The sequence below is a fragment of the Rhodococcus sp. P-2 genome, from assembly GCF_016598535.1.
In the GTDB taxonomy this organism is placed as follows: domain Bacteria; phylum Actinomycetota; class Actinomycetes; order Mycobacteriales; family Mycobacteriaceae; genus Rhodococcus_F; species Rhodococcus_F baikonurensis.
In genome coordinates, this window is the sequence record NZ_CP066779.1 from 654,399 (window position 1) to 675,837 (window position 21,439).

At 63.3% G+C, this 21,439-nt stretch carries 21 protein-coding genes; 3 read left to right on the plus strand and 18 right to left on the minus strand.

Features of this window, described 5'->3' with window-relative positions; all coding sequences use genetic code 11:
• Positions 1-114: 114 nt before the first annotated feature.
• The 17 genes from hpf to I7X09_RS03185 form a co-directional block, all read right to left on the minus strand.
• Positions 115-795, minus strand: coding sequence for a ribosome hibernation-promoting factor, HPF/YfiA family (hpf, locus tag I7X09_RS03105; RefSeq protein ID WP_003940893.1), 681 nt, complete (start codon positions 793-795; stop codon positions 115-117).
• Between the two features lie 175 nt (positions 796-970).
• A complete protein-coding gene (locus tag I7X09_RS03110; RefSeq protein WP_200315533.1) occupies positions 971-1,669 on the minus strand; it encodes a ComF family protein in 699 nt (232 codons plus the stop codon).
• Positions 1,670-1,736: 67 nt separating this feature from the next.
• Complete coding sequence (gene lpqB, locus I7X09_RS03115) at positions 1,737-3,512, minus strand: MtrAB system accessory lipoprotein LpqB (protein WP_200315535.1); 1,776 nt, start codon at positions 3,510-3,512, stop codon at positions 1,737-1,739.
• Complete coding sequence (gene mtrB / locus I7X09_RS03120; protein WP_095969093.1) at positions 3,509-5,248, minus strand: MtrAB system histidine kinase MtrB; 1,740 nt, start codon at positions 5,246-5,248, stop codon at positions 3,509-3,511. The genes lpqB and mtrB overlap by 4 nt, the downstream gene beginning before the upstream one ends.
• Positions 5,245-5,922: an MtrAB system response regulator MtrA gene (mtrA, locus tag I7X09_RS03125; protein ID WP_003941013.1), complete on the minus strand. Its 678-nt coding sequence runs from the start codon at positions 5,920-5,922 to the stop codon at positions 5,245-5,247. Before mtrA ends, mtrB begins: the two co-directional genes overlap by 4 nt.
• 116 nt (positions 5,923-6,038) lie before the next feature.
• Entirely contained in the window at positions 6,039-6,680 is a 642-nt protein-coding gene (locus tag I7X09_RS03130) for a dTMP kinase (RefSeq protein WP_200315537.1), read from the minus strand.
• An 80-nt stretch (positions 6,681-6,760) separates the two neighbouring features.
• Positions 6,761-8,239: an adenosylhomocysteinase gene (ahcY, locus tag I7X09_RS03135; protein ID WP_003940766.1), complete on the minus strand. Its 1,479-nt coding sequence runs from the start codon at positions 8,237-8,239 to the stop codon at positions 6,761-6,763.
• A 60-nt stretch (positions 8,240-8,299) separates the two neighbouring features.
• Positions 8,300-8,926, minus strand: coding sequence for a TetR family transcriptional regulator (locus I7X09_RS03140; RefSeq protein ID WP_095969091.1), 627 nt, complete (start codon positions 8,924-8,926; stop codon positions 8,300-8,302).
• A gap of 48 nt (positions 8,927-8,974) precedes the next feature.
• Positions 8,975-9,157 (minus strand): rubredoxin, encoded by a 183-nt coding sequence (locus I7X09_RS03145; RefSeq protein WP_095969090.1) that lies wholly within the window; start codon positions 9,155-9,157, stop codon positions 8,975-8,977.
• The gene (locus tag I7X09_RS03150) at positions 9,154-9,339 is read right to left on the minus strand and encodes a rubredoxin (RefSeq protein WP_095969089.1); all 186 of its coding nucleotides are present in this window, start codon (positions 9,337-9,339) and stop codon (positions 9,154-9,156) included. The genes I7X09_RS03145 and I7X09_RS03150 overlap by 4 nt, the downstream gene beginning before the upstream one ends.
• The gene (locus I7X09_RS03155) at positions 9,339-10,565 is read right to left on the minus strand and encodes an alkane 1-monooxygenase (protein ID WP_166809768.1); all 1,227 of its coding nucleotides are present in this window, start codon (positions 10,563-10,565) and stop codon (positions 9,339-9,341) included. The genes I7X09_RS03150 and I7X09_RS03155 overlap by 1 nt, the downstream gene beginning before the upstream one ends.
• Before the next feature lie 110 nt (positions 10,566-10,675).
• Entirely contained in the window at positions 10,676-12,172 is a 1,497-nt protein-coding gene (locus I7X09_RS03160) for an amino acid permease (RefSeq protein WP_124566408.1), read from the minus strand.
• Positions 12,173-12,258: 86 nt separating this feature from the next.
• On the minus strand, positions 12,259-13,230 hold the full coding sequence (locus I7X09_RS03165) for a cation diffusion facilitator family transporter (protein WP_095969279.1): 972 nt from the start codon (positions 13,228-13,230) through the stop codon (positions 12,259-12,261).
• Positions 13,231-13,274: 44 nt separating this feature from the next.
• Positions 13,275-14,516 carry a mannose-6-phosphate isomerase, class I gene (gene manA / locus I7X09_RS03170; protein WP_200315539.1) on the minus strand — a complete coding sequence of 414 codons (1,242 nt, stop codon included), beginning with the start codon at positions 14,514-14,516 and terminating at the stop codon, positions 13,275-13,277.
• Entirely contained in the window at positions 14,517-15,611 is a 1,095-nt protein-coding gene (locus I7X09_RS03175; RefSeq protein WP_200315541.1) for a tobH protein, read from the minus strand.
• 163 nt (positions 15,612-15,774) lie between these two features.
• Positions 15,775-17,148 (minus strand): phosphomannomutase/phosphoglucomutase, encoded by a 1,374-nt coding sequence (locus I7X09_RS03180; protein WP_200315543.1) that lies wholly within the window; start codon positions 17,146-17,148, stop codon positions 15,775-15,777.
• A gap of 127 nt (positions 17,149-17,275) precedes the next feature.
• Complete coding sequence (locus tag I7X09_RS03185; protein ID WP_007731177.1) at positions 17,276-17,662, minus strand: DUF3499 domain-containing protein; 387 nt, start codon at positions 17,660-17,662, stop codon at positions 17,276-17,278.
• An 80-nt stretch (positions 17,663-17,742) separates the two neighbouring features.
• Between I7X09_RS03185 and I7X09_RS03190 the strand changes: the two genes are divergently transcribed.
• On the plus strand, positions 17,743-18,231 hold the full coding sequence (locus I7X09_RS03190; RefSeq protein ID WP_003940797.1) for a metallopeptidase family protein: 489 nt from the start codon (positions 17,743-17,745) through the stop codon (positions 18,229-18,231).
• 173 nt (positions 18,232-18,404) lie between these two features.
• Here the strand turns inward: I7X09_RS03190 and I7X09_RS03195 are convergent, their stop codons facing one another.
• A complete protein-coding gene (locus I7X09_RS03195; RefSeq protein WP_020907098.1) occupies positions 18,405-18,683 on the minus strand; it encodes a WhiB family transcriptional regulator in 279 nt (92 codons plus the stop codon).
• Positions 18,684-19,063: 380 nt separating this feature from the next.
• Here I7X09_RS03195 and cofD point away from each other — a divergent pair, with 380 nt between their 5' ends.
• Positions 19,064-20,056, plus strand: coding sequence for a 2-phospho-L-lactate transferase (gene cofD / locus I7X09_RS03200; protein ID WP_095969084.1), 993 nt, complete (start codon positions 19,064-19,066; stop codon positions 20,054-20,056).
• Positions 20,053-21,438 (plus strand): coenzyme F420-0:L-glutamate ligase, encoded by a 1,386-nt coding sequence (locus tag I7X09_RS03205; protein WP_166809772.1) that lies wholly within the window; start codon positions 20,053-20,055, stop codon positions 21,436-21,438. Before cofD ends, I7X09_RS03205 begins: the two co-directional genes overlap by 4 nt.
• The last annotated feature ends 1 nt before the right edge of the window (position 21,439 follow it).

Here is a 21,439-nt window from a genome sequence, read left to right on the forward strand (position 1 = left end):
ATCTTCGGCGACAGGGGGTCACACACTGAAAATCCGGCCGGGGTCCGAAAACTCCGGCCGGATTCCATGGTAGGCGCTACCGGCGGCGAGCGAGCAAACCCACCACCGATTGGGTCATGTCAGGCGGATCAATCCGTAGTCGAAAGCGTGACGACGGTAGACGACGGACGGCTTGTCCGACTCCTTGTCATGGAAGAGAAAGAAGTCGTGTCCGACCAGTTCCATCTCGTAGAGAGCGTCGTCGATGGTCATAGGCTCGGCCGGGTGATCCTTCGTGCGGACCACGCGTCCGGGACCGTCGTACTCGTCCGGCTCTTGACCGTTCAGCGAAATGTCCGGTGTGACTCCGAGTGAGTCTGCGTCGACGAGGGAGGCGGTTGCCTCCGCGACGGATACCGGTCGCTTGTCACCGTAATGGACCTTCTTGCGGTCCTTGGTTCGACGGAGGCGACTCTCGAGCTTGTCGATCACCGATTCGAAGGCGGCGTAGAAGCTGTCTGCGGACGCTTCGGCTCGGGCCACCGGGCCTTTACCTCGAGCGGTGATCTCGACGCGCTGGCAACTCTTCGCCTGTCGTCGGTTGCGTTCATGTTGGAGTTCCACGTCGAAGTGGAATATGGAGGGGTCGAAGTGTTCGAGTCGCGCCAGCTTTTCCGAAACGTAGATTCGGAAGTGATCGGGGATCTCGACATTTCGTCCCTTGACTACGACGTCGGATCTCGGAGCTGCGGCATTCTCGGAACGCTCGATGGTGGCGTCCTCGATGAAAAACGAGGCTTGCGAAGGGGTCGTCACTCGTACCTCCCAATTACGGCCCCGCCCCACGGTGGGCGGCGGCAAATTCTGCAAGTACCGAGAGGGGATCCGCCCGGCACCAGTATCGAAGTACCACCTCCTACCAGTATTTTCGGGTGTGCCGCCGACGCTAGTACGTAACGCGCGCGAGTGCCACTGTTCCAACGAAATTCATCTAAGCCCCTGCAAGGACAAGCACGAGAGTTGTCCGAATCCCACTGAGCGAGAGTGCCCGAACCGACTCTGCCGCAGTCGCTCCCGTGGTCAGCACGTCGTCGAGCACGACGATGTCGCAGTCTTGCGCCATGGAAGAGATCGCTGTGGTGTCGAGAGACACACGACCGTTCACATTGGTCACCCGGTCGGCCGCGGACAGCCCCACCGAGTCACGTACGCCCCGCGTCATCCGGAGAATCGGACACACTCGTATCGGACGAGCCACAGCAGAACCGGTTTCGCGCTTTTCGCGCACACTCTCGGCTACCCGGCGCACGGGATCACCCCCGCGAGAGCGCGCCGCGCGGGCGCGTGTGGGTGCCGGCACCAGGACGATCGGGTCCCGAATCCCGGTGCCGAGCTCGCCCCACCGTTCCAGCGTGGCCAATGCACCGGCCACAGCGATCCCCAGAGGCGTCGCGAGGTCCCGACGACCCCGTTCCTTCATCTCGATCACACTGCGCCGTCTGGGGCCGTCGTAGCGGCCGAGTGCCCACACCGGCACGCCCGGGTCGACGCGCGCACTCAGTTGAACCGGATGGTCACGCATCAGTTCCGCGCACTCACGACACCACAGAGTCCCCGTGCGGCCACACCCACCACACTCGCGTGGCAACAACAGATCGAGCAGGCCGGCACCGAATATCTTGTCCCCCATGGCCGAAGCATGACCTGGGGCACCGACATGAAACCGAGCGCCGACGCGTCAGCCGGGTGGCGACGCGTCAGCCAGGTAGAACCGGGATGGCTTTCTGTCCGGTCAGCACGGTCACTTCACGCCAACGACGATCCCCGGCGGGGTCGTTGTTGTTCAGTTGGAACACCGCGCGCGCGTCGGCCACGTACTCGGTGGTCGGCGACGCATCAACGGAGGTGACGGGAGCCGTCAGGTTTCCACTCGGCAGCGCGTCCATTCGGGAACCGTCGATCGCGACCTGGACGACCGGTATGTCGGCTCCACTGCGCGCGATCACGATGGTGTCGCTGTTGCTCCAGTCGAGCGAGAGCGCGGTGCTGCCCAAACCGGAGGCCACTGCGCGTGGACTCGTCAGGGCGTAGACGCCGCTGGCTGTGCGCACGACTACGGCCAGGTAGACCTTGCCGTCGATGATCATCGCCGCTCGCACACCGTCACGGGAGAGTCGTAGTTCCGAGATCGTGGAACCGACCGACGTCAGGGCCCCGACATCGACATTGGTGACCGACACCCGGCCGGTGCCTGGTTCACGGACGACCCGTACGACGGTATTGCCGTTCACGGCCGCCCAGACCGCGTTGTTGTCCAGCTCCCACGAAGGTCGGGTGATGGCACTGCCTTCGAGTACCGGAACGGATCCTTCGTAGGTCCCGAGCGACAAGTCGAATCTTGTGGCTGGATCCGGCCGAGCAGTGTCCGCGACGGCTGCCACCAACTTGCCGTCCCGGGAGAGAGCGGCCGCTGTGAGGTTGCCCGCAGTGCCCGCGAAGCCGGGCACCGGAGCCGCCTCCTGCTCGGTGACGCTCACCAGTGAGCCGTTGCGCAGGGCGTGCAGTCCGACGGTCGCACTCGTGGTGGCCAGCGGGTTGGTGGATGCGACGTCAGCGGTGGTCCAGCCGTCTGCATGAGCTGCGTCCAGCGGTTCGCCGTCGATCTCCAGTACATACGGTCCCGCGACATCGGCATTGGCGAGCGTCCAAATGACCTGTGCTGCAAACAAACCGCGAGTAGCAGCATCCATCGGGTTGTCGAGGCGGAAGTTGATGCGCACGCCACCGAGCCCGACACCGACCTGTCCCGGCTTGCCGTCGGCCTTGGTGATCGGACCGATCACCGACACGCCATTGCCGAGTTCGTTTCGTACAGCCGGCGCCAGCGCTGCCTTCGGTCCGTCGATCATCAGGCCGATCAGCTGAGCTGCCACCTGGTCCTGTCCGCCGGAAATCCAGCGAAGGTCGGGGACGACCGTCTGACTCGTGGGGTCGAGGAAGAACAACGACTTGCGCTGATAGGCGCCGAGGAACTGCGGGCGCTCCATGATCACACCGGGTGGCAGATCACTGATCCGCCATTCGCCGTCGGTCAACGTCAGGGTCATCCTCGCTTCGAAGCTGCCCTCTTCGGGAACGTACAGTCCGCCCGGATCGAGGCGACCTACCTTGTTCACCCGAATCGTGTACACCGCTTCGGAACTGGTTCGCGATGCGGACAGGGTGTCGATCTTGTCGACGATGACGGCGCTGGCCGCGTCGTCCCAGCGCGCCGACGCGTCCTTGGTGAGGTACTGACGTGCTGCGGCATGCCGGTTGGACGGGTCGGTACTCGCCTTGACGAAGTCGCGTACCAGCAGGTCCGGCTCTCGCCCTGATGCCGGTGATTCGACGGAGGTTCCGGGCACGGCTGTTGCCAGAGTTCCGATTGCCTGCGGCGACGAGGACTCCGGCAAACTCGCGCACGCGCCGGTCAGCAACAGCACGCTGAGCGTTGTTGCGAGAAGTCCCAGACGACGGCGGGTTCCGATCATGATCGATCTCCGCCGCTGGACTCGTTCCGCGAGTCCGGTTCACGCGGCGTCGGCAGGGACGACGTGACCTCGCCGACCGTATCGGCGACGATGTCGGCTTCGCTCGGCGTGCGGACGAACTTGGTGGTCGTCGGCTTGAGCGGCAGCGGACTCGACACGACTTTCTTGCCGCGGGTACGCGAGAGCGTCAGCCGGAAGCAGGCGCCGACGCCTGGTTCGCCCCAGGCTTCGAGCTTGCCGTCGTGCAGATTCGCGTCCTCGACGCTGATCGCGAGGCCGAGTCCGGTGCCACCACTGCGGCGCACGCGGGACGGGTCCGATCGCCAGAACCGGTTGAAGACCAACTTCTCCTCCCCTGGCCGCAATCCCACACCACTGTCACGGACGATGAAGGCGAGAGCATTGTCGTCGGCGCGAAGGCGAAGCAGAATCGGCTTCCCTTCGCCGTGATCGATGGCGTTGGCCAGGAGATTTCGCAGGATGCGTTCGACGCGGCGCGGATCCACATCGGCCATGACGGGCTCGTCGGGCATGTCCACGATCAGTTCGGTGCCGGATTCGCGGGCGAGATGGCGAACCGTGGAAACCGCCGCTCGTGCACACATACGCACGTCGAGTTGTTCGGACGCGAGTTCCGCGACGCCGGCGTCGTGGCGGGAGATCTCGAGGAGGTCTGCCAGTAGCCCCTCGAACCTGTCCAGTTCGGCGACAAGCAGTTCCGACGACCGACGCAGCATCGGGTCGAGGTTCTCACTGCCGTCGTAGATCAGGTCGGCTGCCATTCGGACCGTCGTCAGTGGAGTGCGGAGTTCATGGCTGACATCGGAGGTGAAGCGTTTCTGGAGACTGCCGAACTCCTCGAGTTGGGTGATCTGTTTCGACAGACTCTCGGCCATCTCGTTGAAGGACATGGCCAGGCGCGCCATGTCGTCCTCGCCGCGGACCGGCATTCGTTCCTTGAGTCGGCCGTCTGCGAAACGCACCGCGATCCGTGAGGCCGATCGAATGGGAAGGACGACCTGTCTGGCGACCAACAGTGAAATCGCCGCCAGGAGCACCAGCAACACCGCTCCACCGATCAGCAGGGTGCTTCGAACCAGAGAGAGACTTCGGTCTTCGCTGGCCAGCGGGAAGATCAGGTACAGCTCGAGACCGGAGATCGACGACGCGGTGGGGCTACCGATGATCAGCGCGGGTCCGGAGTAACCGTTCGGGTTGGACACCGTCGCGAATTGGTAGCTGATCTGGCCGCGTTTGACGAACTCGCGCAGGTTGTCGGGGATCTGATCGACCGGGCCCGAACTCGTCGGCTGGCGCGGCCCGTCCCCGGGCACGATGAGCACCGGATCGAAGGTGCCGGCCGAACCGGAGGCCTGGCCCGAGGTCTGGTTTCGACGGCTCGTCAGTCCGGACGCCGCGCTCTCCAATTGGACGTTCAGTGCCGTCGAATCGTCGACGCCGGCGAGTTGGTCTTCCACGATGCCGCGGGCACGGTCCATTTCTTCGGTCGCCGCAGTGATCTTCGTTTCCAACAGCCGATCGGTGATCTGGCTGGTGAGCACGACGCCGAGAATGACGATGACGATCAAGGACAGCGTCAAAGTCGAGACGACCACTCGCAACTGGAGCGAGCGTCGCCACGTGTGCGCGAGGGTGTTGCTCATCGAGTGACACCACCGCAGGAATGGCGTCAGCCGTCGGTTGAGACGACGACGCCACCTGGAAACTCCGCTCACGGCGGTCCGGCCTTGTAGCCGACCCCCCTGACCGTCAGAACCACTTCGGGATTCTCGGGATCAGTTTCGACCTTGGCGCGCAAACGCTGAACGTGCACGTTCACCAGACGGGTGTCGGCGGCATGGCGGTATCCCCACACCTGCTCGAGGAGGACTTCACGGGTGAACACCTGGCGCGGCTTGCGCGCCAAGGCGACCAGCAGGTCGAATTCGAGTGGTGTGAGCGAGATCTGCTCGCTGCCGCGGCTGACCTTGTGTGCCGGCACGTCGATCACGATGTCGGCGATGCTCAGCAGTTCGGCCGGTTCTTCTTCGGTACGGCGCAGGCGAGCGCGCACCCGCGCCACCAACTCCTTCGGCTTGAACGGCTTCATGATGTAGTCGTCCGCACCGGATTCGAGGCCGAGCACGACGTCGACGGTGTCGGTCTTGGCCGTCAGCATCACGATGGGCACACCGGAATCCGCACGCAGAACCCGGCATACGTCGATGCCGTTCATTCCGGGAAGCATGAGATCGAGCAGGACCAGATCGGGCCGAGTCTCACGCACTGCCGCGAGCGCCAGGGTTCCGTCGCCTACCACGTAGGGATCGAAACCCTCACCACGCAGCACGATCGTGAGCATCTCGGCGAGTGCCGTGTCGTCGTCGACAACCAGAATCCTTGGTTTCATATCCCTATCGTTGCATCTCGGAGCGATGAATCAGACCGTTACGTGGCCGTGCGGCGTGCCGCGTCTTTCCCTCTACTGTGCCGGAAAGTTCGAATCACGGCCGCGAGGGTGACCGATCACGCGAAATCCGCGAGCCTGTGCGCCAGGTCGGCCGGGTCCGTCTCCGGCCCCACGATCCACCAGGGTGAGACCCAGGCCGTCGCTGCCAACTGCGTGTACAGCTCACCGGTTCTTGCTTGCAGGCCGCCGTCGCGCTCGTAGGCGTCGAGCTGACGCGACGCGTCCTCGACCTCACGCGAGCGGGCGCGCTGCTCGGCGAGCGCTACCGGCACGTCGAGGTACAACTGCAGATCGGGAGCGGGGAGAGCGAGTCGGCCCAGCTCCAATTCACGGACCCAGGCGACCATCTCGCCGTCCACGCCCTGATGCACGCGCGCCGCGTTGTAGGCGGCGTTGGAGGCAACGTAGCGATCGAGGAGAACAATGTCGTTGGTGGACAACAGTTCCGAGATCCGATCCGCAGCACCGGCGCGGTCCAAGGCGAACAGGACTGCCATCGCGTTCACGGATTCAGCCAGATCTCCGTGTGATCCTTTGAGTGCCTCGGCAGCAAGATCCGCGTGGATCGACTTTCCGTACCGCGGAAAATCCAGAGTTGCGATCGACGTGCCGCCGCGGCGGAGTTCGCTCTCCACTTTGCCGATCAACGTTCGCTTTCCAGCTCCGTCTAGGCCTTCCAATGCCACCAGTGTTCCCACGGCGGACAAGCCTATCCCCCGGCCTGCTTGCACAGACCGGGGGACGGCGGGCACTACATTCTCAGCGACGAATCACCGAGTCAGTAGCGGTAGTGCTCCGGCTTGTACGGGCCTTCGACGTCGACGCCGATGTACTCAGCCTGGTCCTTCGTGAGCTTGGTCAGCGTGCCACCGAGTGCCTCGACGTGGATCTTGGCGACCTTCTCGTCGAGGTGCTTCGGGAGGCGGTAGACCTCGTTGTCGTACTCGTCCGGCTTCGTCCACAGTTCGATCTGTGCGATGACCTGGTTGGAGAAGCTGTTGCTCATCACGAACGACGGGTGGCCCGTCGCGTTGCCGAGGTTGAGCAGGCGGCCTTCGGACAGCACGATGATCGAGTGGCCGTCGGCGAAGGTGAACTCGTCGACCTGCGGCTTGATGTTGATCCGCGTGACGTCGCCGGACTTCTCGAGGCCGGCCATGTCGATCTCGTTGTCGAAGTGACCGATGTTGCCCAGGATGGCCTGGTGCTTCATGGCCTTCATGTGCTCGAACGTGATGATGTCCTTGTTACCGGTGGACGTGATCACGATGTCGGCCCAACCGATGGCCTGCTCGACGGTCTTGACCTCGAAGCCGTCCATGAGCGCCTGAAGGGCGTTGATGGGGTCGACCTCGGTGACTGCGACGCGAGCGCCCTGGCCACGAAGTGCCTCGGCACAACCCTTGCCGACGTCGCCGTAACCACAGACCAGCGCAGCCTTGCCACCGATCAGAACGTCGGTGCCGCGGTTGATGCCGTCGAGCAGCGAGTGGCGCGTGCCGTACTTGTTGTCGAACTTGCTCTTGGTGACCGAGTCGTTGACGTTGATCGCGGGGAACGTGAGTTCGCCGGCAGCGGCAACCTGGTACAGGCGCAGAACGCCCGTTGTGGTCTCCTCGGTGACGCCCTGGACGGACTCCGCGATTGCCGTCCACTTGCCCTTGTCGGACTCGAGGGACTGACGCAGAAGTGCGAGGAAGACCTTGTACTCGTCGGAATCCTGGTCGTCGTCCGTGGGCGGTACGACGCCGGCCTTCTCGAACTGTGCGCCCTTGAGCACCAGCATGGTGGCGTCGCCGCCGTCGTCGAGAATCATGTTGGCGGGCTCGCCCGGCCAGGTCAGCATCTGCTCCGCTGCCCACCAGTACTCTTCGAGGGTTTCACCCTTCCAGGCGAAAACCGGAACGCCCTTGGGCTCTTCCGGAGTGCCGTGCGGACCGACCACGATGGCGGCGGCAGCGTGATCCTGCGTGGAGAAGATGTTGCACGAAGCCCAGCGGACCTCGGCGCCGAGCGCGGTCAGCGTCTCGATCAGAACCGCGGTCTGGATGGTCATGTGCAGCGAGCCGGACACGCGAGCGCCCTTGAGCGGCAATACCTCTGCGTATTCGCGACGAAGCGCCATGAGGCCGGGCATCTCGTGCTCTGCCAGACGGATTTCCTTGCGACCGAACTCCGCGAGCGAAAGATCTGCAACTTTGAAGTCGATGCCGTTACGGCTCTCGGCCACGGGCGTTGTTGAAACTGAGGTCGTCATCTGCCTCTCCTGGTTGACGTGCAAACTATGCACAAGCCTATCGGTGTACCAGGCTATCGGTTAGACGCCCTCTCCCGCCCGCCCCTCTCGCGCCACGTCGATGAAGGGCCCGAGCAACGTGCCCAGATCCTCCGCCACCGAAGCCCCGGACTCCGGCGGCATCGAAATGTAGCTGAGCCCGAGACGCGCGATCGCCCTGGCCAAGATCCCGGCATCAGCGGGTGACGCCTGTATCCACCCTCGCTGGAAACTCTCCGCAAGGCGTGACGACGCCCGCTCGATGATGACCGCGCTGTCGGTGGTGATCAGGCGAAGCAGATCCGGCTTGGCCTCACCGGTGAGGAGTGAGATCACCAACGGGTCGGTTGCACTGGAGGCGAAAAACGATCCGAAGCCCGCCATCAACGCCTCGACTGCACGTCCTTCGTTCGCCACCATGGCCTCGTCCACGGCGTCGACGAATCCGTCGGCAAGGCGAAGCGCGTACGCCTCGGCAAGCCCTTGCCTCGAACCGAACTCGTTGTAGAGCGTCTGACGACTCACACCGGCATGCTTGGCCAGAACTGTCAGCGTCACCTCCGACCAGTCGCGCTCGGTCAACAACTCACGCATCGAATCGAGCACCGACGTACGCAGCAGCAGGCGCGACGCTTCTTTCTGCGGCAGACGAGTGGGCGTCGAAGTCATGCTGACGACACTACCGCCGCACTCAGGTCTCTTCGACGCCGACGCATCTCACCGTCGTTCGACCTCCACCATGAAGAAGTCACTCTTCGCCGCCCCGCAGTCCGGGCAACTCCAGTCGTCGGGAATGTCGTCCCAGCGAGTGCCCGGCTCGATACCGTCGTCCGGCCAGCCGACCGCCTCGTCGTACTCGAATCCGCACTGCGCGCACTGATACAGCTTGTAGTCGTTCATGATTCACTCCCCGCCGGTGCCGGCATCGTTTCGAAGTCCAGCTTTTCCCTCACGCCGCAGTCCGGGCAGCACCAGTCGTCCGGAACGGCATCCCACGGCGTACCGGCCGGAAACCCTTCTCGTGGTGCACCCTTCGACTCGTCGTAGACGTATTCGCACACCGGGCATCGGTAGCTGCTCATCACGCTGCTCCGTACCGAGCGAGGATGCGATCGCGCTTGGACGGCTGAACGTTGACGCGGGTGATGTCGCCGCCGTAATGCGCAAGGACCTTGGGATCCATCACTTTTCGCCACAGCGGCGGAACGTAAGCGAGCATGATCATGCTCGCGTAGCCGCTGGGCAGGTTGGGTGCGCCGTCCATGCTTCGAAGCGTCTGATACCGACGCGTCGGGTTCGCGTGGTGGTCGCTGTGACGCTGGAGGTGATACAGGAAGATGTTGGTGCAGATGTGATCGCTGTTCCAACTGTGCTCCGGTGCGGCACGCTCGTACCGCCCACTGTCCAGACGACGACGCTTCAGACCGTAATGTTCGAGGTAGTTGACGGTTTCGAGCAGACAGAACCCGAAGACGGCCTGCAGCACCAGGAACGGCAGTACCGAGGGCCCGAAGACGGCGACGAGGACACCGAAGAGCACGACGGACATCAACCACGAATGCAGGACGTCGTTGCGAATTGTCCACGGCTTCTTACCCAGTCGATCGAGTCTGGCCTTTTCCAGGGACCACGACGAGCGCAGAGAACCCCACACACTGCGCGGCAGGAAAGTCCAGAAACTCTCACCGAAGCGAGACGACGCCGGATCCTCGGGCGTGGCGACACGCACGTGGTGTCCACGATTGTGCTCGATGTAGAAGTGGCCGTAAAACGACTGCGCCAGAGTGATCTTCGACAACCAGCGCTCGAGGTCATCCTTCTTGTGGCCGAGTTCGTGTGCGGTGTTGATCCCGATTCCTGCGACGCAACCGATACTGATCGCCAGGCCGATCTTGGAGATCAGCCCTAGTCCGCCGTCGATTCCGAGCCAGGACAGATCGGTGGCCGACCAGAGATAGCAGGCCACGACCAGGCTGGCCAACTGGAACGGTATGTAGATGTAGGTGCAGTACCGGTAGTACTTGTCGTTCTCGAGGCGTTCCATCACCTCGTCCGGCGGATTCTCGCCGTCCGGACCAAAGAAGATGTCGAGGATCGGGAGCAGAATGTAGACGAGCAGCGGTCCGATCCACCACCACACCGGCGAGATCGCATTCCATCCGAGACTGTTGAACAACGCGACCAACCCGACGGCAATGAAGACCGCCGTCGGCGGTACCAGGCCGAGCAGCCAGAGATACCTCTTCTTGTCGCGCCACTGCTCGGGTGGGAGCGTCTGCCCGGACTGCGAGTTCACGTGCGTCGACACGGTCTGCCTCCTCGATTCGGACCAACTCGGTAACTGTGAGTCAGTTCACTATGAGATAGACAGTACTACCGATTTTGTACACGGGATAGACAAATGGAAAACTTTGTACATCACTCGATTTCGCCGCGTTCGCGCTTCCCGATCATCGAATGCTGCCTGCTGTAGGCGAAATAGATGACAACTCCGACAGCCATCCAGACCACGAACCTCATCCAGGTCTCCACCGACAGGTTGAACATCAGCCACAGACACGCGAGGACAGCCAGAATCGGGACCAGAGGGACCAGTGGCACCCGGAACCCGCGCGGAAGGTCCGGTCGCGTCCGCCGAAGCACGAGAACCCCGATCGAGACGAGAACAAACGCGAACAGTGTGCCGATGTTCACCATTTCCTCGAGGGTGCCGATCGGAAAGACTCCGGCGAGCACCGCGACCACGACGCCGACCAAGATCGTGATCCGCACGGGAGTTCCGTGCTTGCCCGTCGGCGCCAGCCGTCGTGGCATCAGACCGTCGCGGGCCATCGCGAAGAGCACCCTGGTCTGACCGAGCATCAGCACCATCACCACCGTCGTGAGACCGGCCAACGCTCCGAACGAGATGACGTTCTTCGCCCAGGTGATGTCGTGGAACGCGAATGCCGTCGCCAGGTTGGACGTATCACCCTCGAGTTCGGTGTATTTCACCATCCCCGTCAGCACGAGTGTCACCGCCACGTACAGAACCGTGACGATCAACAGTGAGCCCAGGATGCCGCGCGGCAGCGCCTTCTGCGGCTCCTTCGCTTCCTCAGCAGTCGTGGCGACGACGTCGAATCCGATGAACGCGAAGAACACCAGACTGGCCGCCGCGAGCAATCCGTACCACCCGAACGTGCTGCCACCGGCCCCCGTCACGTACGAGAACAGCGACTGGTGAATGCCCTCCCCCGTCGAGCCCGGTTGGGACGGCGGAATGTACGGCGAGTAATTGTCGGTGTCGATGTAGAACAGACCGACGATGATCACCAGCAACACCACCGCCACCTTGATCGCCGTGATCACCAGTGACACCCTCGACGAGAGTTTCGTACCGGTCGCGAGCAGGATCGTGATGACAGCGATCACCAGCACCGCACCCCAGTCGAACGAGATCGGCCCCAACTCGACGATCGGGCTGCGTGAGCCCATCACTTCACCGAGGTACAGCGACCAGCCTTTTGCCACCACCGAAGACGCCAGGGCGAATTCGAGGATGAGATCCCAGCCGATGATCCAGGCAACGAATTCGCCGAACGTCGCGTACGAGAACGTGTAAGCGCTACCGGCGACCGGGACCGTCGACGCGAACTCGGCGTAACACAGCGCTGCCAGTCCGCAGGCGATGGCGGCAATGACAAACGCCAGGGAAACCGACGGCCCGGCGACGTTTCCCGCCGTCCGCGCCGTGAGAGTGAAGATGCCGGCGCCGATGACCACCGCGACACCGAACACGGTGAGATCCCACGAGTTCAGCTCTTTCCGGAGTTTGGTTTCCGGCTCGTCGGTGTCCTTGATGGACTGCTCGATCGATTTGGTTCGAAACAGCTTCGACCGGCCGGATCCGGCCTGCTCGTCCTTGACAGCCATTGCCGCCTCCTTGCTGGGGACCCGCAGGTCCCACCATGGGCAAGTAGAGAGATGGCATCAGCCTAAGCCCGCAGGCGCGGCTTTGTTCAGGGTTTGTCGGGAGCCTGTAGATCTGTCTCAGGGCGGTCTGAACCAGGTCGATCCGCACTGAGACGATCGAGGTCCGGCTCGAGGTAGATCACCCGCGCCGCGGGCACTGCAGCGCGCACGCGGGACTCGGCCTCGTCGATCGCCGTCGCCACATCGGAGATCGTCGAGCCGAGAGGTACCGCAACCTTGGCCGCAACAAGGATTTCCTCGGGACCGAGGTACTGCGTCTTGCAATGGATGACACGTTCGATGCGAGTTCCGTCCACGAGGGCATTCAGGATCAGTTCGGTCTCGACCGGCGTTGCGCCCTCGCCGATCAGCAGTGACTGCATCTCGATGATCAGAATGACCGCGATGATGCCGAGCAGGACACCGATGCACAGGGTTCCGATACCGTCGAACACCGGATTTCCGGTCACCATGGTGAGGCCGACGCCGCCGAGTGCAAGCACCAGACCGATCAATGCTCCGGTGTCCTCGAGCAGCACTACCGGAAGTTCCGGACTACGAGAGGTTCGGATGAAGTTCCACCACGACGCATTTCCCTTGAGCGGTCGTGATTCCTTCGCTGCGGTCCGGAAGCTGTAGCCCTCCAGGCAGATCGCGATCAACAGGATCGCGATTGCCACGAAAGCCGAATTGAGTTCTTCCGGATGCTGAATCTTGTGAATACCTTCGTAGATCGCGAAGAGCGATCCGAGAGTGAACAGCACGAGCGCGACGACAAACGAGTAGAAGTATCGGCTGCGCCCGTATCCGAACGGGTGAAGTTGGTCCGCCTCGCGTTCGGCCTTCTTCTGCCCCAGGAGCAGCAGTCCTTGATTGGACGTATCGGCCACCGAGTGCACCGATTCGGCGAGCATCGACGACGATCCGGTGATCAAGAATCCGGCGAACTTGGCTACGGCAATTCCGGCATTGGCTCCGAGGGCCGCCAGAATTGCCTTTTTGCCACCATGAGCCGACACAATGTCTCCTCGCTGTCGACCGGGATTCTTATCGTCCGAGATGTTCATCGACCGAGATGTTCATGACCGACGACGGCACTGAAAACCTGCGCAGTCGGTGTTCGCGCACTCAGGTGTACTTCGGGCTCTTCGGCAGCGATCCACGCCGCTCGCCCCCGGTCGAGGTCGAGCGTGTCGGCACCGCACGTCGCAGTGACCGCACCCTCGGTGCAGATCAGAATCCGGGGGCCGCCGGCTTCGACAACGAGGTCGGTGGAATTCGAGTCGAACTCCAGACGCGTCAAACGAAACTCGGGTGCGGGCGTGACGTACTCGTATCTGCCTGATCCTGACCGACCTGATGACGGGGCCGGATCGAGCACTTCGATATCGGCCCCGACGAAGTCCAGAACCCTCAACAGTTCGGGCACGTCGACGTGCTTGGGCGTCAGCCCACCGCGCAGAACGTTGTCGGAGTTGGCCATGATCTCGACCGCGAGTCCATGGAGATACGCGTGGAGATTGCCGGCAGCGAGAAACAGTCCTTGGCCGGGCTCGAGGGTGACGCGGTTGAGCAGCAGTGCCGCCAGAACGCCGGCGTCGCCGGGGTACGCCTCACTCAATTCCAACGCGGTGCGGATCTCGGTCACGAATTCGGCGTCGTGATGCGCGACGTAGGTGATGCACCCCGCAAGTACGGCAGGGAGCAACGTCCCGAGCACTGTGGACGGCAGCGTGATCCACGTCGTGAACAAGGCTCGGAGTCCGTCGGAATCGGGTTGGCCTTCGAGCAGTCCGATGTACGGCTCCAACTCGTCGACGGCCAGAGCGCGCAGCAGTTTGACAGTTCGCGTCGGCTCGCGGAATCCGGCAAGCGCTTCGAATCTGCTCAGCGCGACAACGAGTTCGGGCTTGTGGCTGCCGTCCTTGTAGTTGCGAATCGGCGATTCCATGGGAACGCCGAGTGCGTTCTCACGACGAAAACCCTCTTCGGCTTGAACGGCGCTGGGATGCGCCTGAAGTGACAGCGGTTCTTCCGCTGCAAGCAGCTTGAGCAGGAATGGGAGTCGCTCACCGAACGCCTCGAGGTTCTCGCGGCCGAGTTCGCGTTCGGGTTCGCGGTGCAGGACCTCGAGCAACGACTCGCTTCCGGATTCGGTGATCACGCGCGCCGGGTCACCCGGGTGCGCGCCCAACCACAATTCCGCCTCGGGATGATTCGACGGAGTCGCAAGACCGCGTAGTTCGGCAATTGCCGTTCGCGAGCCCCACGCGTAAGAACGAAGTGCACCTTCGAGTTCACGCACTTACTTCGCACCGCCTGTCAACTGCACGTACGCCGCAGCCATGTCTACTCGAGACGCCAACACGAATACCTGCTCCATCTCCGAGATCACCACGTTGGTCTGGTCTTCGTCCGCCGCCACCACCAGATCGGCGTCGGCCAGTGCGTCCATCCGGCGTCTCGCCTCCCCGCGCGTGGATTCGGTCGCGAAGACGAATGCCCGCGCCGGCGGGGTCGGCAGTGCGCCGTCGAGTTGCGGATCGTGAAAGAACGGGTCGTGGAACACCGAATCACGTGAAGCTGCGTCCGGCGCGAACAACGCTCGTGCAGAACGAATCACCTCGGACAGTTCGGCGGCAGCGGCGTTGAGGCCCGAGCCCATCAGCGAAACACTCGAGAACTCTGCGAGTGCTGTTGTCACGGAACCACTTCCACACAGAACGACCCGTCGGCCGCTCATTCTGGTGGCCAACGACTTGGCCGGGTTGTGGAACACCTCGTTGGACGGCCCGTCCCGCAGCGCCTCGGCATCAACTGCGTCGGCGATTCGACCGAGTACCGCCGAACGGTCCTCGATCGATCCCTTGCCCTCGATTTCGGCGGCAACGGCCAGGAAGACGGCGAGGAACCGCGTCATGGTGTGCCGCGGCGAGGCGTAGAGCCGCGGCGGCAAAGCCATGGTGCGCCCGGCCGCCACGGCTCGCATGGGCCCCTCGTCGGGAACGGCGACAACAACTTCGGCGCCGCGGCGTACGGCACTGTCGACGGATTCGACCAGGCGTGGATCACCGGCATCGTCACCAGCGACGACGATCACGTCCAACGGCCCAGCCCACGAGGGCGTCCGGTCGAGTACGAGGAGCGGGCAACCGACCGAATCTCCGACGAGAGCGAGCGCGATCCTGGCTCCGTGTCGAGCGCCACCGGCACCGGGGATCAGTACGACGCTGCGCGGACGCAGACCGGCCAACCGAGAGATGACACCCTCGCCGACGGCCGATGCGGTGGCCCGAATCTGTGCGCCCCCCATGGCCACAGAACGCAGTAGCCCTTCCGAATCGGCAGCCGACAAACCCTCGCTGTCGTCGAGGTCGAGAAGCGGCATCGGCGCTGTCATCTCACCGCACCCCCTTCTCCGTTAGCAGTTCCCGCACCATCCAGCATTCCAGCTCTACGCGGTCCGTGGTGGCAAAGCCCTCGTTCCCGAGGCCGTCGTCCCCGAGATAGTCCCCCAACTATCCCAGGGCTTCGGCTCACCGACAAACCGATCAGACTCGGATTCAAGCCCGGACGATCGCCAGAATTTCGTTCACCAACGCGTCGACATCGGCGGACGTGGGCGCTTCGACGTTGAGTCGCAGCAAAGGCTCGGTGTTGGACGCACGCAAGTTGAACCAGGCATTTCCCTCGAGACTGACCGTGACACCGTCGAGGCGATCCACCGACTCGGTGCGGTCCGCAAATGCTGCCAGCACAGCGGCCGTGCGATCGGCCGCGTCAGCCACCGTGGAGTTGATCTCGCCCGAGGCCGCGTAGCGGGTGTACTCCGCCATCAACTCGGAGAGCGGACGGTCCTGCTCGCCCAGTGCGGCGAGTACGTGCAACGCCGCAAGCATGCCGGAATCAGCGCCCCAGAAGTCGCGGAAGTAGTAGTGAGCGGAGTGCTCGCCGCCGAACACGGCACCGGTCTCGGCCATCTCCTGCTTGATGAACGAGTGGCCGACTCGGGTACGAATCGCGATGCCGCCGAGTTCTTCGACCAGTTCGGGCACTGCTCGTGACGTGATCAGGTTGTGGATGATCGACGCGCCCGGTTCCTTCGCGAGTTCGCGCTTGGCGACAAGTGCGGTCACTGCGGACGGAGAGACTGGGTCGCCCTTCTCGTCGACGACGAAGCAACGGTCCGCGTCACCGTCGAAAGCCAAGCCGATGTCTGCTCCGGTTTCACGCACGTAGGCCTGCAGGTCCACGAGGTTGGCCGGATCGAGGGGGTTGGCTTCGTGGTTGGGGAACGTGCCGTCGAGCTCGAAGTAGAGCGGGAGGACGTCGAGGGGCATCGGCCCGAATACGGCCGGCGCGGTGTGCCCTCCCATGCCGTTGCCTGCATCGACTGCAACCTTCAGCGGGCGCAACGCAGCCAGGTCGACCAGACCGCGGAGGTAGCTCGCATATTCCTCGAGGACGTCCTTGGTGCTGGCGGTGCCTGCCGGTCCGTCGTACGCGGGAACACCCGAGACGACCTCGGCGGAGATGACTGCCAGGCCGGTGTCCTGACCGACCGGCTTGGCGCCGGCCCGGCACATCTTGATGCCGTTGTACTTGGCGGGATTGTGGCTCGCCGTGAACATCGCGCCCGGGCAGTTCAGCAAACCGGATGCAAAGTAGAGCTCGTCGGTCGACGCCAACCCGATGTAGACGACGTCGAGGCCTTGAGCGAGCACACCGTCACCGAAAGCCGAGGACAGAGTGGGCGACGATGCACGCATGTCGTAGCCGATCACCACCGTCGTGGCGGCGCCGGCCTCGTCACGGACCAAGCGGGCGAACGACGCACCGACGTCGCGGACAAAATCTTCGTCGATCTGCTCACCGACCACACCGCGCACGTCGTACGCCTTGATGATTGCAGCAACCGACTCGGCTGTTCGCCCCACTGAAAACTCTCCTTGTGCATGCACCCTCACAGACGGGAACGTCCGGGCGCATGGCGTCCGGAGATTCGCAGTACTCGGGTGTGGAAGTACTCGGTCGAGCCTAGCCTCTGCGGCGACGAATCTCGCGTCAGTTGGACGGGTCGGGCAGAACGCGGAGGTGTCCACGACGCCCTGTACGGGCAGTACTCGGAGCTGCGGGACGTATGTCCTCATCTGCATCGACGTTGGACTTGCTGCGATCTCCGAGACCGGCTTCACGCACAGCTTCGGCCAAAGCGGTCAGATCGTCTTCGTCGGGAGTGCTCGACGCGAATCCGCCTTCGTGGCGGACGAGTTCCCAGCCCTTGGGGGCGGTGATTCGAGAGCCGTGAGTGTCACACAAATCCCATGAATGGGGCTCGGCGACGGTTGCCAGCGGCCCGACAACCGCAGTGGAGTCCGAGTAGACATACGTCAGCGTCGCAACGGCGGGGTTCTTGCACCCGGGGCGGCAGCAGCGACGCAGAGATCTCACAGGTACGGAGCCTAGCCCTCCCCACGTCCGGAACCTACTCGGACACACCGAGCAGTTTCTTCTGTCGTAATCTGGGCGCCATGCCACAAGCCCGCCGCCGACGCTCGGTCACCACTCGTTCCATCGAGCGACACGGCCGTGGCCTGCGCGGACCGCTACTTCCCCCGGAGGTACCGGCCAGACGCACCCGGGCCGAGAAGTTCGATCTCCTGGTGCTCGACGCCTTCTCGCCCGTCGACCTGGCGTGGCACGACCGGTTGACCAAACTCGACATCGCAGTGGACGAAGTTCCGAAGATTCACGCGCACGATCCGGAGTCCGTCACGTGGCCGCCGGAAGTCATCGCCGACGGACCGGTTCCACTGTCACGACTGATTCCGGCCGGAATCGACCGTCACGGAAATACGACTCGCGCAAGAATTGTGCTCTTTCGCCGCCCGTTGGAGCAGCGCGCGAAGGATCCGGAAGAACTCACGGATCTGGTGCACGACGTGTTGGTCCATCAAGTCGGCACGTATCTGGGCGTCGACCCACAGGTCATCGACCCGACACTGCCCGACGAGGACTGATAGCCCGACGAGGACTGACGCACCGTCAGACGAAAAAACTGATGTCACACGAAGAAGTAAATCCACACGAAGAACAAAACAGTCGTTGCTTGACCTGCAATTCCCCGTTGCAGGTCAGACTTTCGAAGACCGCCCGTCAGCCCCGACGCTGACAGAACCGATTCAGCAGCAGATCAGATGATCCCCCGCTTGAGTCGCCGACGCTCGCGCTCGGACAACCCTCCCCAGATTCCAAACCGTTCGTCGTTCGCGAGCGCGTACTCGAGGCACTCGTCACGAACTTCACAACCGAGGCAGATCCGTTTTGCTTCCCTCGTCGATCCACCCTTTTCAGGAAAGAACGCTTCGGGATCGGTCTGCGCGCAGAGAGCACGCTCCTGCCACTGATCCTCGATGGTGTCGAACAATTCTTCGAAGCCGGTGACGAGACTCAGCACTGGCCGAGTACTCATACCGTCGAACTCACTGCTGCAGGCACCTTCTGCTGCGCCTGCTCGGGAATCGGTCTGCGGTTCGTCGCTTACTGTCATTGCGAGAGAACTGATCTCGACATTTTCATTGGGCATCGTTCCGCCTCCTCACCTGTAATAGCGCAGAATTTTCACTCCATCTTCAACCCCACCCCGTCGACCGTTCGAAACTGTGTTCGAAACCGGCCCCGCTGCAAGTGAACTCACAAGTAGCGGTTGGAATGACACATTTGAGATTACACACGTCCAGCGTGTCGCGGTCAAGCTAAACGAGATGAATCCATTAGTATTCCGGCCCCCAATTGACGGGACCTTCTGCCCGCCAGACACGACGACGCGCCGACCGCCTAGGCTCTGTTGTCGTGAACGTGACTGTATTGGTTGGCGGCGTCGGCGGGGCCCGTTTCCTTCAAGGTGTGCAAAATGCGCTCGGAATCGTCGGTGGTGAATCCCTCGAGAAATACGAAGGCCCACATCGCATCACGGCCGTCGTCAACGTCGGCGACGACGTCTGGATGCACGGTCTGCGCATCTGCCCCGATCTGGACACTTGTATGTACACACTCGGCGGTGGCATCGATACCGAACGCGGGTGGGGGCACGCCGGTGAAACCTGGAATGCGAAAGAAGAACTCGCGGCATACGGAGCGAAGCCGGATTGGTTCGGCCTCGGAGATCGCGATATCGCAACGCATTTGATTCGCAGCCAGATGCTCCGCACGGGATATCCGTTGTCCGCGATCACCGAAGCGTTGTGCAATCGCTGGAATCCCGGTGTCGCACTGCTTCCCGTCAGCGACGACCGCAGCGAAACACACGTCGTGATCACCGATCCGGAAGACGGTGAGCAGAAGGCGATTCATTTCCAGGAGTGGTGGGTACGCCACAGGGCACAGGTGGAAACTCACAGCTTCGCTCACGTCGGCGCCGAGCAGGCCAAGCCCGCGCCAGGGGTGGTCGAGGCAATCGACGGTGCCGACATCGTGCTGATCGCACCCTCCAATCCCGTCGTGAGCGTCGGCGCGATCCTCGCGGTGCCGGGCATTCGCGGAGCCCTGCGCACCACCGCCGCCAAGGTTGTCGGCCTCTCCCCCGTCATCGGCGGAAAACCGTTGCGCGGCATGGCTGACGAGTGCCTCGAAGTGATCGGGGTCGAGACGACTTCCGAGGCGATCGGTCGTCACTACGGAGCTCGCTCGATCAACGGCATTCTCGACGGCTGGCTCGTCGACGAAGGTGACACGGCCGACATCGACGGGGTGGACGTGCGAAGCATCCCACTTTTGATGACGTCCCCCGAAGAGACCGCAAAAATGGTTCGAACGGCTTTCGAGATCGCCGGAGTCGAACTGTGACCGAACCCGGAACCGAAGCAAGCCGCGACGGAAATCACTCTCCCGGCGATCACTCCCCCGGTGCCGCAATCGAAGTCATTCCCGTGCTCGGACTTCCCGAATTCCGGCCGGGAGACGATCTGGCCGCCGCCGTCGTCGACGCGACGCCGTGGATCGAGAGTGGCGACGTCGTTGTCGTCACGAGCAAGGTGTTCTCCAAAGTCGAGGGGCGCATCGTTTCCTCGCCCACCGATCCGGAGGAGCGCGACGCAGCACGACGCCTCCTGGTGGATCAGGAGGCCGTCCGCGTCGTGGCACGCAAGGGCCGCACTCTGATCACCGAGAACAAACTCGGCATCGTGCAGGCCGCATCCGGCATCGACGGCTCCAACGTCGACGGTGCCGAACTGGCTCTGCTCCCCGTGGATCCGGATGCGAGCGCTGCGGGCCTGCGCGCCCGGATTCTCGAGAGCACGGGCAAGTCCGTCGCCGTCGTCGTGACCGACACGATGGGTCGTGCGTGGCGCAACGGACAGACCGACGCCGCAATCGGTTCCTCCGGCATTCCGGTCCTGCACGGCTACCTCGGAGCACAGGACAGCCAGGGCAACGATCTGATCGTCACCGAGATCGCGATCGCCGACGAGATCGCCGCTGCGGGCGATCTGGTCAAGGGCAAACTCGGCGGCGTTCCCGTCGCCGTCGTGCGAGGACTCCGATTCGAGGACGACGGTTCGAGTGGCCAGGATCTGATTCGCCGCGGCCCGGATGATCTGTTCTGGCTGGGCACCGAGGAGGCTACGGCGATGGGCCGCGGCCAGGCGCTGCTGTTGCGTCGATCGGTCCGACAGTTCGCAAGCGACCCCGTCGACGCGGAGATCATTCGCAACTCGATCGCCGAGGCACTCACCGCGCCCGCACCGCACCACACGAGGCCGGTGCGATTCGTGTGGCTGCGTACCGAGTCCGTCCGAACTGCTCTCCTCGAGAAGATGCGTGAGCAGTGGGCCGCCGATCTTCGCGCCGACGGTCGCAGCGACGAATCCGTCGACGCGCGGATTGCACGCGGAAACATCCTGTTCGACGCCCCCGAGGTTGTCATTCCCTTCTGCGTACCCGACGGCGCACACAGTTACCCGGACCCCCGACGTACCGCCGCGGAGTCCACGATGTTCACGGTCGCCGCCGGAGCGGCCGTGCAGGGACTGCTGGTCTCGCTGGCCACACGCGGTGTGGGAAGCTGCTGGATCGGCTCGACGATCTTCGCCGCCGACCTGGTGCGTCGACACCTCGATCTCCCGGCCGATTGGCAGCCACTCGGCGCGGTCGCAATCGGGCACCCACTCGAACCACTGACTCCGCGCACCGTCTCCGCCCCCGGGGACGCGTTGGTGGAGATGTAGG

Bases quoted from the DNA above. Each gene is read 5' to 3' on its own strand.
- I7X09_RS03110 (WP_200315533.1), bottom strand. From the start codon at position 1,669: ATGGGGGACAAGATATTCGGTGCCGGCCTGCTCGATCTGTTGTTGCCA.
- lpqB (WP_200315535.1), bottom strand. From the start codon at position 3,512: ATGATCGGAACCCGCCGTCGTCTGGGACTTCTCGCAACAACGCTCAGC.
- mtrA (WP_003941013.1), bottom strand. From the start codon at position 5,922: ATGAAACCAAGGATTCTGGTTGTCGACGACGACACGGCACTCGCCGAG.
- ahcY (WP_003940766.1), bottom strand. From the start codon at position 8,239: ATGACGACCTCAGTTTCAACAACGCCCGTGGCCGAGAGCCGTAACGGC.
- I7X09_RS03140 (WP_095969091.1), bottom strand. From the start codon at position 8,926: ATGACTTCGACGCCCACTCGTCTGCCGCAGAAAGAAGCGTCGCGCCTG.
- I7X09_RS03145 (WP_095969090.1), bottom strand. From the start codon at position 9,157: ATGAACGACTACAAGCTGTATCAGTGCGCGCAGTGCGGATTCGAGTAC.
- I7X09_RS03150 (WP_095969089.1), bottom strand. From the start codon at position 9,339: ATGAGCAGCTACCGATGCCCGGTGTGCGAATACGTCTACGACGAGTCG.
- I7X09_RS03160 (WP_124566408.1), bottom strand. From the start codon at position 12,172: ATGGCTGTCAAGGACGAGCAGGCCGGATCCGGCCGGTCGAAGCTGTTT.
- I7X09_RS03175 (WP_200315541.1), bottom strand. From the start codon at position 15,611: ATGACAGCGCCGATGCCGCTTCTCGACCTCGACGACAGCGAGGGTTTG.
- I7X09_RS03190 (WP_003940797.1), top strand. From the start codon at position 17,743: ATGCCACAAGCCCGCCGCCGACGCTCGGTCACCACTCGTTCCATCGAG.
- I7X09_RS03195 (WP_020907098.1), bottom strand. From the start codon at position 18,683: ATGAGTACTCGGCCAGTGCTGAGTCTCGTCACCGGCTTCGAAGAATTG.